This is a genomic window from Vibrio sp. CCB-PB317, from assembly GCF_022808245.1.
GTDB lineage: Bacteria > Pseudomonadota > Gammaproteobacteria > Enterobacterales > Vibrionaceae > Vibrio > Vibrio diabolicus.
The window spans coordinates 821754-834530 of record NZ_JALGNU010000001.1; the positions used below are offsets into that span (position 1 = coordinate 821754).

The 12777-nt window shown below is 37.9% G+C and carries 10 protein-coding genes; 5 read left to right on the top strand and 5 right to left on the bottom strand.

Annotated features, from left to right (window positions below; genetic code table 11):
- The first annotated feature begins 287 nt into the window (after positions 1-287).
- Complete coding sequence (locus MTR11_RS03820) at positions 288-509, top strand: hypothetical protein (RefSeq protein ID WP_243327039.1); 222 nt, start codon at positions 288-290, stop codon at positions 507-509.
- A 79-nt stretch (positions 510-588) separates the two neighbouring features.
- Here MTR11_RS03820 and MTR11_RS03825 read toward each other — a convergent pair whose 3' ends face one another.
- Positions 589-975, bottom strand: a complete 387-nt coding sequence (locus tag MTR11_RS03825; protein WP_243327040.1) for a transcriptional regulator — start codon at positions 973-975, stop codon at positions 589-591.
- Positions 976-1139: 164 nt separating this feature from the next.
- Between MTR11_RS03825 and MTR11_RS03830 the strand changes: the two genes are divergently transcribed.
- Complete coding sequence (locus tag MTR11_RS03830) at positions 1140-3737, top strand: DEAD/DEAH box helicase (protein ID WP_243327041.1); 2598 nt, start codon at positions 1140-1142, stop codon at positions 3735-3737.
- Positions 3738-4027: 290 nt separating this feature from the next.
- Here MTR11_RS03830 and MTR11_RS03835 read toward each other — a convergent pair whose 3' ends face one another.
- From MTR11_RS03835 to abiEi, 3 genes are all read right to left on the bottom strand, one after another.
- Positions 4028-4972, bottom strand: coding sequence for a hypothetical protein (locus MTR11_RS03835; RefSeq protein WP_203488658.1), 945 nt, complete (start codon positions 4970-4972; stop codon positions 4028-4030).
- Positions 4973-5019: 47 nt separating this feature from the next.
- Entirely contained in the window at positions 5020-5301 is a 282-nt protein-coding gene (locus MTR11_RS03840; protein WP_140147544.1) for a hypothetical protein, read from the bottom strand.
- A 440-nt stretch (positions 5302-5741) separates the two neighbouring features.
- Complete coding sequence (abiEi, locus tag MTR11_RS03845) at positions 5742-6281, bottom strand: type IV toxin-antitoxin system AbiEi family antitoxin (protein ID WP_243327042.1); 540 nt, start codon at positions 6279-6281, stop codon at positions 5742-5744.
- A 686-nt stretch (positions 6282-6967) separates the two neighbouring features.
- Here abiEi and MTR11_RS03850 point away from each other — a divergent pair.
- Entirely contained in the window at positions 6968-7255 is a 288-nt protein-coding gene (locus tag MTR11_RS03850; RefSeq protein ID WP_043854181.1) for a hypothetical protein, read from the top strand.
- A gap of 633 nt (positions 7256-7888) precedes the next feature.
- A complete protein-coding gene (locus MTR11_RS03855; protein WP_243327355.1) occupies positions 7889-8479 on the top strand; it encodes a recombinase family protein in 591 nt (196 codons plus the stop codon).
- Positions 8480-9663: 1184 nt separating this feature from the next.
- On the opposite strand, the gene MTR11_RS03860 is transcribed toward MTR11_RS03855, so the two are convergent.
- Complete coding sequence (locus MTR11_RS03860) at positions 9664-10866, bottom strand: type II restriction endonuclease (RefSeq protein WP_140382950.1); 1203 nt, start codon at positions 10864-10866, stop codon at positions 9664-9666.
- Positions 10867-11020: 154 nt separating this feature from the next.
- On the opposite strand from MTR11_RS03860, the gene dcm reads away from it, so the two are divergent.
- Positions 11021-12733, top strand: coding sequence for a DNA (cytosine-5-)-methyltransferase (dcm, locus tag MTR11_RS03865; protein ID WP_243327043.1), 1713 nt, complete (start codon positions 11021-11023; stop codon positions 12731-12733).
- Positions 12734-12777 lie beyond the last annotated feature (44 nt).

Sequence of the window (12777 nt, forward strand, 5' to 3'; positions counted from 1 at the left end):
CATGGTACATTGGTTAGTTGGATTAGAGAAGTGAGCATATACGCTAAGTATTTTAACACCAGTAGCTTCAAGTGGAGCTTCTATGCAGGGTAATGACTGGACGCTTTGTTTGATTTATCGGCACTAAGATTTAGACACTAACTTTTAGTGTCTAAATCTTAGTGGTTTATAACCATTTGAAATTAATTATTTTTATTGAAAATTATTGAAGTTCTTTGCTGAGGCAACTTCTCAGAGGCTGGCGAGAGTGTAATTGTGCTACAGCCGTGTGTACGGCAGGCATTTTTATGAGCGAGGCTGATATGAAGAACGAGGCTAAGGCTACAAGAAGTGATAACGAGCAAGCCGAATCAAAGGATAGTGAGGTTACGCTAAATGGACTTCTTGGTTTGCTTGATCACGCTATCTCTACCAATACTGATAAGCTGGTTGAAGTAACTGAAGCCCTCAAAATAGAACTGGAAGAGAGCGTCGGTGACTACCAAGTTGGCCTAGACGGAAAGTATTAAAAACAATCACCATTCGAGTCTGCACAGCATAAAGCTGTGTTACCCAAGCGGCATGCGCCGCAGTAACGAGTGGTGGGTATCATGCAAGATAGCTTTCTTGCAGTGTAATCTCCAATTCTTTGCCCAGAAGGACCTCAAAGTCAGTAAATAGAGTGATAGGTCGGCAAGCATTCCCTTTCTCCTCGAACTGGATAAATCCTTTTGATGATAAGGCGTCGATTTTTCGTGACAGTTCGTGGATATGATGACCGCTAATCTCCGCAAGATCAGCTAGAGTTTCAGGTTTTTCTCTACTGATCAGCAGCATTAGTTCGATATTCTCATTACATAGTAGCTTTGAAGCTTCATTTAGTGACGTGAACCAAAATGTAGGTAGATGCTTATAATGGCTAATGTTGCCTGCGGCCACACTAATCATGTGCCTACGAATGAGATCTTCCGATGCAACCCCAATGCGAGCTTTCATGAGTATCCTTCTCAGAACGAAGTAATAGAACCCTAGTGTATACGACGCTGTTCTGAAAGAAAAAGTGGATAGATATCCTTTCATTGTTTTAGTGACCGTGTGCATATCTTCTTAGAGCATATTAAGTGTAAGATTAAAGATTTCAGAACATAAAAGGAATAGTTATGGCTTTTAAAAAGCGTGGGGCGCGTCATGTAGCCTCGTTAAGCCCTGACCAGTTATTTAGGGAGCTACCTCGACGCAAATATCCAGATGTTCTTCCTCATCAGCAGTCGATGATGCAAAGATATGCAGAAGAAGCTGAAAATCACCGTGATGTCGCTTTACAGTTACCAACAGGCAGCGGAAAAACATTAGTAGGTTTATTAATCGCTGAATGGCGTCGTCGAAAGAATAACGAGAAAATTGTCTATCTCTGCCCAACTAAACAATTAGTAAATCAAGTTGTCGAACAAGCAGAAACCAAGTATGGGTTGTCCGTTTTAGGCTTTACTGGCAAAAAAGCAAATTATGATCCTAGTTCTGTCGCAAAATACAAGCAGGGAATGGCAGTTGCTGTTACAACATACAGTAGCGTTTTCAACACTAATCCATTTTTTGAAGACCCTGATATCATAATTGTTGATGATGCACATGCGGCAGAAAACTATGTTTCAAAGCTATGGTCATTAGAGGTTGAAAGGTTTAATGATGACCACAAAGTTGTTCACGAAGCTTTATGTTCGCTAGTTCGGCCTTATTTAGATGGTACAAGCTATTCAAGGTTAGCGGGTAGTTGGGAAAGCCCTTATGATCAGGGCTGGGTTGATAAGTTACCAACGCCTATCCTACATAAAATCAAGGATGATTTGGTAGATGTTCTGGATGAGCACACGGACGGTACGAAGCTAAAATACTCCTGGTCAATGCTTAGATCAAATGTTCATGCGTGCCATCTATATATGTCGTCTAAGGGGTTCTTGCTTCGCCCTTTGATTGCGCCGACCTGGGTTCACCCTTCATTTGATAATGCTAAACAACGTATATTTATGTCAGCGACATTGGGTGAAGGAGGTGACCTAGAGAGGCTCTTAGGACGAAAAAATATTTATCGACTAGCTACTCCTGAAGGGTGGGATACTCAGGGTGTTGGTCGTCGGTTTTTTATTTTTCCATCACTTTCTTTAGCTGAAGATGATTGTTTGAAGTTTGATCTGGAATTACTCAAACAAACTGAACGCAGTTTGGTTTTAGTACCAAGTGAAGCACAAGCAAAGGTGATAAAAGACACCGTTAATGACCAAACCACTCTAAAAGTCTTTGAAGCGAGTGATATAGAAGACTCAAAGAGTATTTTTATTAGCAGTAAAAGTGCGACAGCGGTCGTTGCTAATCGATATGATGGTATTGATTTTCCAGGAGATGAATGTCGCTTATTAGTTATTGAAGGGCTGCCGAAAACTGTAAACTTGCAAGAGCAGTTCTTGATGTCCAGGATTGGTGCTAACGTTCTCTTCAATGAAAGAATACAAACTAGAGTGATTCAGGCTATTGGTCGATGCACCCGATCATTGGAAGATTACTCAGCAGTTGTTGTAAATGGGTCTGAACTTGTAGACTTTTTGGCTGATCCTGCGCGCCGAAATTACTTTCATCCAGAACTTCAAGCTGAGTTAGAGTTCGGTGTCGAGCAATCGATAGATAGCACTTTTGAAGACCTACTCGAAAACTTTTCAATATTTATTGAGAATGGTGAGGATTGGGAAGAAGTAAACGGTGAAATCGTTGAACTCAGAGCTTCTAAATCGAAAACCAACTTCCCTGGAATTGTTGAGTTGGCAAGTAGCGTCCCTTCGGAAATCGAATATGTTAAAGCTCTTTGGTCATATGATTACGAAGAAGCATTGAACCAAGCGGAAAAAATACTAGGTACTCTAGCTTCGGGAAATTTGCGAGGTTATAGAGCTTTATGGGAATACTTGGCTGGTTCAGCTGCATACCTTGCTAATGAGCATGGGTATTCTGACGCGCAAATTAAAGCGCGAGAACACTTTATACGAGCGAAAAAAGCGGCAAAAGACATCCCTTGGCTAGTTGGTTTAAGTCGATATACAAATACTATCGAAGGGGCAGCCGATGAAGCTAAGAACTTGTTAACTATGAAGCAAGTCGAGAATATAGAGTCATTATTACATTCTTTTGGGTGTATGCATGATAGAAAGTTGTCTCAAAGGGAAAAACAAATTAGGGAAGGTTTGAACTCTGACAGAGAGTTTGAAGAAGCACACAGGTTGCTAGGTGAGCACATTGGGTTTGATGCTCATAAAGTCGAGGCCGATGCGTCCCCTGACCCATGGTGGCAGTTAGCTGATTTGTGTTTTGTGTTTGAAGACCACGCCAATGCTGAAAGTGATACATTAAATGCGACTAAGGCAAGACAAGTAGCAACTCACCCCAACTGGATAAGGTCGAACGTTGATTCATGTAGTTCAGATAAGGTAGAAATCATTCCAATATTACTGTCTCCAGTAACAAAAGTGAAAAGTGGTGGGCATCCTCATTTGGCAGAAGTCATGTATTGGAGCTTAAGTGATTTTAAAGATTGGTCTAGAAAGGTCTTAGATGTAATCAGAAGGCTAAGGATTTCCTTTCAGGAGCCAGGTGACTTGGTGTGGAGATCTGAAGCTGTTGATATCTTGATAACTGAACAACTTGATGTAGAAAGCATCAAAAAAATGCTTATGAGTCAAAATGCTTCGAAGATACTTGAAGTAGTTGTTTAGTCAATGTTTGTTCATATTTTGCCTGTAGTTGTTAGCACTAATATTAATAGAATGAGCTAGATTTTGTACTCTAGCTCGTTTCTATCCAGAGACGTGCCAGAGCGGTCACTGCTCGCACACTGATGCCCCAAAATTTGTTAAGTGTGACTATCAACTTAAATTAGGCAGCGTTCACATGCCAATACAATTACAATCGATTGGGTATCTAATCAATAGCTTGCTCATTAAGCTCAAACATTCTAGGTTAAGGATATTTCAAAATTAAGCCCTAATTCATGCTACAGGCTTAATTAGAGTTCAAGTGATTGTGCTGGTATTGAGTTGAGTATCCAGCATTCTTGGTGAACGTTATATGTGCTAGATTGTTGAATATACTGTTGTTCACAACCTCTGCATTTCAATTGAGCCATCATAAGAGCTTGAGAAGTTCCCTTTGCAACTGTCAAATGGGTGAGTACATCTCTACCTGTAGGAGCCAGCTGAACCCTTTCAAGGCACTTTTCATGAGCCTTTTGAGCCGATTCTAACTCTTTGATTGCTTCGGCTAGAGCAACCGATGATCTCGATAAATGATGAAAGGAAGATAATTTACTATCTTTTCTGCTCATGTTGCTATGAACCCCCGCATATTTATAAGAGTCTATAATGGTCAATTTGCTATCATTATCAACATCTTTAGGAGCTGAAATCCATTTAAAAATATGAAGTAAAAAGACGTTTGCAAGCCAAGGAAATCCGTCTGTGCTTCCCAGAAATACTTCCTTTGTTGGGATGCTAAGGCTTTCATGCAAGCCAGTCGCGCCAATAAATATCACACTATTGGGAGACTCTTCCGAAGGTGCAACATTCATGTAGTTAAATATGCCAGCATAACACTGACCAAGATAAACAATGGAGTGCTGTAGGTCAGGGGAACGTTTTAAAGCATCAGTGAGCTTATGAGGGCTGATATTCGGAGATGCTGCAATGCCATCAAGGCTGCCGTGCCCACTTACAAACATTACAAGGTTGTCATGCGAGTAAGTTTCTAGATCTTGAAAAAAATCGTTAGTATCTTTAATTGGATAAGAGTGGGTTGTGCCCATTTTAAAGATTGAAGATATTGAAGATTTATTGTCACCGTCTATATAAATGAAGATGTCGTCAGGATTAATACCAGCCTGTTCTAGGCACATAACACCAAAAACAAGATCATGAATATGTCGAGTTTCTGGCATAGCCTCATGCGTAGCCAAAAATAGCACCCACTTAGTGCTACTGTTAATTAAGCTCATAATTATTGTTATGCTATTAGTTGATTGCTTAGTGAGGAAGGGCTTTCTATATCATCAAAGTAGAAAAGTTCTTCCATGACAATCTCTGTTTCAATCTTTAATATTCCAATCGGTTTACCAGAGCTATCAAGGGAGTAAATCTCTTGGTCTACTTTTAAACAATATGCTGCAGCTCTAGTTTGGCACATAGTCGGTGATTTAAATAAAAACCACTGACCAGAGTTGATACACCGCTTTGCCGTTTCATCAATGCTAGGTAGATCTGTAGAGCGTAAATGACTGAATTTCATTACATCTCTCTCACTATTGTTTGTGTTATGGTTACATATTGACAACATAGTTCTCTAAGTAAAGAGTTTAGGATTAAATTTGCACAGATTCTAGCAAAACTTTTCTTATAAATCAGGGTTAATATCATCATCACATCACATTCATATCAAAGACTTGCCTTTGAATTTGATAATTTTAACCTCTAATCGCTGTAGGTATTGTTTTTTATAGAAAAATATTCATGACCACGCGACTTAAACACAAAAACTCCGTTCGTAAAAGTGAGGTGTGCAACCATTTAAGGCCTTTAGCTTTCTTATGACATAAGCAATTTCATTGTTGTTAACTCATCTTTGTTCAGTGATATACTGGCGGGAAAAAGTGACGCAGTTTGGGACAGGTTGACTCATTTATGTCCAGAAGTGAGTTGTGCAGTTTTTTGGGAGTCTCCAAATCTGCCTTAATCATGATTCATCACTAACAAGTGCGTGTTTCTGCCAACCCTCTTCAAATCTCGAATCGCAGCTTCTTTTTTCGCAATCCGCAGGGGGCGATCTGAAGTTATGGTATTGTTGATAATGTCAATATCATCACGTTTTGTATGTGTGAACTCGATAACTCCGTAGTGGGTTCTAAACTCCCCTTTACGCCCTGTTGTCATGATAGTGATTCGATCAAGCATCACTTGGGAAATGACGCTGTATTCTGAGAGTGCTGATTCTAGAGAGATGTAATTGTACTCTCCCCGTCGCAAGCATTTAGCAATGTATTCAATAGTATAACCACCCCTATGACGGCTGTATGAGAATATATAAACACCATTACACGCCCGCTCTAGTACTCCTGCTTTTACTAAACGTAGCAAGCTTTGCTGGAATGCTGTAAGTGAATCATCAAAAAATAATCTCCTGAGATCACTCTTTCGATAAACATGTATGCCTTGTCTATCAAACTTATGCAGTCGTTCTAATGCAGTCTCGATTTTCACTTCAATACTCATAAATAGTCACAAAAAGTAAGTATGACATATATTTTTGTCCACTTGTGATTGAAGTTAAAGCATCGGTAGTCGCTGATACCCTAGTGATTCCTGACTTATTTGTCCGAATTAGGATCCTAACTCGAAATCTATGATGATTATGGTTCTTTGAGGAGGGAGAATAGCGCCACTAATAGTCAGAATCTGTTCTCTATTCTCGGTTAGGATCCTAACCGAGAATTTATGGGATGAATATGGTTACTTTTAGGCTAGGAAAATAGCAGTACTAAGCGCACAGCCAGACTTCGATGTTCATTCTTGGTTAGGAGCCTAACTTGGAATTTGTAGTGATGGACGTGGTTGCTATGAGGCTAGGGGAAATAGCAGTACTAATCGTAGCTAGAATCCGATGTTCTTTCTCGGTTAGGATCCTAACCGAGAATTCATGGTGATGAATATGTGGTTCTTTGAGGAGAGAAATCGCATCACTAATAGCCCAGAATCTGATCTTTTTCATTTTTAGGTAGAAGTTTAACTAATTATTATTTTTCTAATTTAATAATTAAAAAACCAAACGGTTTTTATTTAATAATTAAATGTTAATGTGATTTTTAAAATAGTGGTTAAAGGTCCTTTACAAAGATAATATTACTTGATAAATATAATAGGCATTGAATTTATTTATATATATCAAAAGGGTTTTCGATATGTCTCAAGTTTTGGTTTATTCTAAACGTAATCGTGAAATGAGTTATCTATCTACAAAAGAAGAACGTGAAACTAAGTCGAATAGATTTCAAGTCGTTTATAACGACATTTCCGATGAAGAAGCATTGCGTAGAGCAAATTCTATTAATTTGGATGAAAAGAACAATGTTCCCCAAGTTCGTTTAAAAAGACAACCTATTAAGGAAGAGAAAGAATGCCGAGTGCCTGGTTTATATGGTTGTAACCGTTATAAGTCAAGAAGAAATGAGACATTCAACGTGTTCTAACTTTGTTCTTTTTTTGCACAGCGTTAAAGCCTGTGAGCTTGTATAAGGCAAGTGATAAAAGCCTTAAAAATTCCGTCATTAAAGCAGGTGGCAAGAGAATTTGCCAATCTTGGCAATCAATGCGCCATTGCTGGCGTTGAAAGTGCCAGTAGTGGCAGAAGAATTTCCCCCAAATTTTGATGAATTTATCCGATGAATTTTGTTTTTTAAAGTTCAAGCGTTATAGTAAGTCATAACTTTATAATAGTTATAACAGTTATAATAGTTATAACATGAAAAATTAATAAAATAAAATTTATTTTTTATGTGTCAACGTTATTGCCAAGGGCAATTAATAGTAACTTTGTTTTTATTATAGATGATTTAAATTTAGAGTAATGTTTGTTACTTACGGATATTTATTTATTTTCTAGGTTTTCTTAAGGCAAATGTACTTTGTCAAAATTATTGACTTAAGTAGTCAACTTTAGCGAGATGTAAACATCCCAGGGTAGTATCAACAAACATCCGTTTTCTGATACCAGACGGGAATGAAGTGTTTGCGGTCTCATAAAGTAGGGGGCTAGTTTTTATGATGCCTAACTGGTTGATGATACTAGTTGTGATACCAAAAAGGAGAGTATTGTGGAGAGTATGGGACGGACATTCGCTTATTGTCGTGTATCGACTAGTGAGCAAACTGTGTCAAATCAGCTCTTAGCTATCAGAAATGCTGGCTACGATATTCAAGAACACCGAATTGTACATGAAACAGTTTCTGGTAGTGTGCCTGCAACAGAACGACGTGAGTTCAAAATGTTGATTGAGCATAAACTAGAGCCTGGGGACAAACTGGTGGTACTAAAGCTTGATCGGCTCGGAAGAGATAACATCGATGTTCAGCATACGATCAGTATGCTGTTAGAAAAAGGTGTAACGCCAATATCTCTAGATCTGCCGACCGCTGATCTAAGCTCAGCAGAGGGACGGTTGATGCTGCAAATGTTCTCAGCATTTGCTGAGTTTGAGCGAAATCGAATTCGGGAGCGGACGCTAGAAGGGCAGGCTAGGGCTAAGTCTGAAGGTAAGCGGATTGGTAGACCAGAAGCACTAACCACAACTCAAAAAGTCAAAGAATGTAGGGCAAGAGGGCTGAGTCAATCTAAGACAGCAAATGCTCTTGGCATCTCGATCCCAACGGTTAAGCGCCATTGGAATAAGAAACTAACGGAAAGTACTCAATGAGAACAATGTTCCATGATACTGAGAGGCGGAGAGCTACCAGAGGTAGTTATTAGCTAAGAGGTTTAAACGATATTGTAAGAACCTTGTTCTCGCTTAGCTTATCGAATAATACCAAGTTCTCTCGCCGACATTCAGTCGAAGTCTTACCTTTCGCTAGCTTTGAATAAGCAGCTAATTGATGCGTGATAATCATATCGAGAGTGAACTGACTCTTTACTCAGAACAATGTTCTTATGCTAACTTTAAAATAGTAAAGATTTGGTATTTGATTAATCAATAAAAAACTGTGTGGAAGAACAATGTTCCGAATGATAAGTAGGAGGATCTTCCTTTTAATAAGCTAAGCTTGCAGAATTAATTTAAAGTTCTGAGAACAGTATTACAATTAATAATAAAAAGGCCGAGATAAACTCGACCTTTTTATCCGACGCTTAACCGCCAGTTGGCGCGGAAGTGTAACCATCTATTAGTGGATAAAATAGTGATACATTTACTTGTATTAAAACTAATTTTTCTTTAAGCCACCAGTGAGGTGGAAGAAATTACTTTTACTTTTAAAGGTTAAGTAATATTATTTTAAATATTTCTTTAAGCCACTTTATAGATGGAAGCTCTTCTTCTTTCTATGGGATTTAATATATTAGATTGTTTTTTCTTAATCAAGAGTTTTTTCAACTTGACTAAAAAGTTTTTATGTATAATAAAAACTTGTTTAATTGGGTAATTAGTAATTAATATGTTTATACCATGAGTCTATTTAGGCTAAATCCGTATTAGGACAAGATTTTGTTCCTCTCACGTTTTTATAAGTTCTACAATAGGGTTATTCTCAAATCAGAACAGTTTTCTCTTAGTTGAAAGTCACTATGAAATGGGCTAGTGCACTGACTGTTGATACTGCGAGAACACTGTTCTCGCTCAAGTCATCAAAAACTAAAGATTGAGCATTCGATTAACACATAAAAATGCAAGGAATATAACGGTATTCTGCTTAGGTATACTTATGATTTTGCTCACCTCTCTCCACGGTCGTCATGAAATAGAAACTCCTTTAACCTATGTTAAGCAAGTGTTTACAATGTATAACACCTGCCTAACGATGATACTCCGAGAACGTTGTTCTGTTTTTTGATAGGAACCTTTATCTACTTGGTGTGTTGCTGGCTGTGGATAGATCAACAAACTCAATCTAATACTAGTGACTTAGTTTTATCGATAAACTCTTCAAGTGATAAAATTTCATTCCGTATATCTTTATGAAAACTCGAATGGATGGGACGTGGGACAACAAGTTTTACGTTTGAATCTTTCATTTCTTTAAATTGGTTCTTAGAAACGCCCTCTTGTAGAGTAAATAGATAGACATCATTGATTCTATCGGCTTCATTTAGAACTTGTCTCCATCTATCTTTACATGTGGTTTTTACGGCCAGCATGCGAAGTTTATCTGATGGATATGATAAATCATGGTAAGCGTTTGCTGAAGGAAATAGGAAGTCAGGCTTTTTATTGTTTTCGGTTTTTGCTTGTGTTTCGAACTCTGTCAATCCATTTTCTAAAAAAATGTGCTCTAAATGTAATTCTAGCGACTTCCCTGATCTAGACTTTCTACGATTACTAATTGAGTTTGCTAAAGCTATAAAGTCATCGACACTAGTGAATCCCGACTTGATCAATTCAAGCACATGGACTTCTTCAATTTTTTTAAATAGTGAGTATTCTGCTTCCCTTCTAAGGAGTAGTTTTTTATCAGAGGTATCAGCTTTAATATCAAACACCTGAGTTAAGTAATTTATTATTTCTGTTCCGCTAGGGAACTTAATGTTCCATTCTTCTGGTATTGGATAGTCTTTCGATTTCCAGTCATAGCTCACAGTACTCCCTGATATTACTTTATTAGCATCGGTGAATATAGAAAGCCCAGGGAGTAATTCTCCTGTTAATGTTTCTATAAAATTCTCTTCTTCTAAACTTCTACATACCCATACATCGATCAACTTGGAATCACAATCTTCATTTTTACAGAACGCAAGCACTACAATAGCACCTGTGTTTTCATGGTCTTGTAGAGGTGATTTAGAGCCTCCCCATGAAGTGATTCTCATCTCATTACGTGTCCCATCAAAAAACTTATTATTGTAATAGATAGCTCTTACTTGCTTTTCTAAGAAGTCATGTGAGCTAGTTTTTGCTGTCAGATAAAGAGATGGATTTTTTGTATCAATTCTATTAATGGATGGGAACAGAAACGTCATGTAACCTTTGGGTATGTAGACACCTACTTGATGTGCTCCTGATGCACCTGTGTCATTTGCTGAAAGCCTCTTAATGTAAAAATACCAGTCATCAGAGCTTTTTGACCGAAGCCAAGTTTTTATATCATTCATAGTCATAACTTACTTTTTGTTTAATTTTATTTTAAATCAAATGGTTACATTTGGCCTTTAAAGTTTTTTATTTTAGTACACTTACAACTGTATAAAAACACAACCTCCTGGTACAATGGGTCAAACATGTACCAGAAGTGAGCACAAACCTCCCATGCTTGATAACGTTATCAGACTTGGCGATGAGCTTTATGAGAAGCTACATCGAGAAGACAAGTATGTTAGTTCAAGATTAATCAAACTCTTAATAGAGATCTACGATCAAAAGAACTTAGCTCGTAAATTGAACGAACTTGGATTTAAAACAGATAGGAAAGCGCTTAGTAACTGGAAGAAAGATCCTGATAAGCATCCACTATTGTTATCTGAAAAAGAGAGAGCATATATCTCTAAGAAACTGCTACCGCCTAAACCAAAGCATTGGGACAATCCCAAGTTTACCTTTGTTGATCTTTTTGCTGGAATCGGTGGATTGAGAAAAGGGTTTGAACAGGTTGGTGGGAAGTGTGTATTTACCTCTGAGTGGGATGATAAAGCAAGAAAGACGTATCTAGCCAATCACTATGTAGGTGAGAGTGAACTCCCATACTTTATTGATAGTGAAGACGAGAACCCTGATAAAAATCAGAAATATATGGACATAACCAACATAACACTAAGTGCTGACAAAATGGCTACGGAAGAAGAGAAAATTTCTCATATTCGCAAGCACATTCCTGCACATGATGTGTTACTTGCAGGTTTTCCTTGTCAACCTTTTTCAATAGCTGGAGTTTCAAAAAAGAATTCTATGGGACGTTCCCATGGATTCGATTGTGATACTCAAGGAACACTGTTCTTTGATGTAGAAAAAATACTAGAAGCTAGAAAGCCAAAGTTCTTCGTTTTAGAGAATGTAAAGAACTTAAAAAGTCATGATAAAGGTAATACTTTTGCAGTAATTGTCAGAGCTTTGGATAAGCTTGGATATTGGATTGCTGACATCACTAATGAAGGAGATGATATAGAGGCTGCCATAGAGAGGGTTCGTAAAAGGAAAAAAGAACCTGTAGTTATAGATGGCGCTGACTTTCTCCCTCAGCATAGAGAAAGGGTTGTTCTGGTTGGGTTTAGAAAAGATTTAGATTTAACTTATGATCAATTTTCTCTGGTTAACTTACCTAAACCGCAAAAGCGTTTAACTCTGCGGGATGTTTTATGCGAGTTATCACCTGAAGAGTTAGATCGTTATAAACTTACTCCAAATTTATGGAATTATTTGTATAACTATGCTCTTAAACATCAAACTCAAGGCAATGGTTTTGGTTTTGGTTTAGTTGATCCTAATGATGAAAGCGCAGTAACGCGTACTTTATCTGCGCGTTACCATAAAGATGGCTCTGAGATACTTATAAACCATAATGGTTTGGAAACCAGTTATTTAGAAAGCAGAAAAGCAGAGTGTATCCAAAAAATACAAGAAAGACATGCATATGTCGATAAGAAGGTAACTGAGTATTTACAGAGTGAACCTAAAGCAACAAATGCAAAGTTGTCTGAACTGAGAAAAGAAGCTGAGTCAGAGTATAACGAAAGATTTGGGCGTTATGTTAGCTATGATTCGTTTAACCCAGAATATCGCACACCTAGACGCCTTTCTCCTAAAGAGTGTGCAAGGTTAATGGGGTTTGAGAAGCCAGAAGAGCTGCGCTGTGAAGGCGATGTGGATTTCAATATTGTATGTGCAGATACTAGTGCTTATAAGCAGTTTGGCAACTCGGTAGTTGTTCCTGTCTTTACAGCTGTTGCTGAACTATTAGTTCCATTCATTATGCAAGAAAAGGAATCTAATCCAGAAGAGTGTACTGAAAGTAAGCTTGCCATATAACTTCTATTGTTAGTCCAATTGGCAGCATATATATGCTGCCAATT

Bases quoted from the DNA above. Each gene is read 5' to 3' on its own strand.
- abiEi (WP_243327042.1), bottom strand. From the start codon at position 6,281: ATGAGTATTGAAGTGAAAATCGAGACTGCATTAGAACGACTGCATAAG.
- MTR11_RS03820 (WP_243327039.1), top strand. From the start codon at position 288: ATGAGCGAGGCTGATATGAAGAACGAGGCTAAGGCTACAAGAAGTGAT.
- MTR11_RS03830 (WP_243327041.1), top strand. From the start codon at position 1,140: ATGGCTTTTAAAAAGCGTGGGGCGCGTCATGTAGCCTCGTTAAGCCCT.
- MTR11_RS03825 (WP_243327040.1), bottom strand. From the start codon at position 975: ATGAAAGCTCGCATTGGGGTTGCATCGGAAGATCTCATTCGTAGGCAC.
- MTR11_RS03860 (WP_140382950.1), bottom strand. From the start codon at position 10,866: ATGAATGATATAAAAACTTGGCTTCGGTCAAAAAGCTCTGATGACTGG.
- MTR11_RS03855 (WP_243327355.1), top strand. From the start codon at position 7,889: ATGGGACGGACATTCGCTTATTGTCGTGTATCGACTAGTGAGCAAACT.
- dcm (WP_243327043.1), top strand. From the start codon at position 11,021: ATGCTTGATAACGTTATCAGACTTGGCGATGAGCTTTATGAGAAGCTA.
- MTR11_RS03840 (WP_140147544.1), bottom strand. From the start codon at position 5,301: ATGAAATTCAGTCATTTACGCTCTACAGATCTACCTAGCATTGATGAA.
- MTR11_RS03850 (WP_043854181.1), top strand. From the start codon at position 6,968: ATGTCTCAAGTTTTGGTTTATTCTAAACGTAATCGTGAAATGAGTTAT.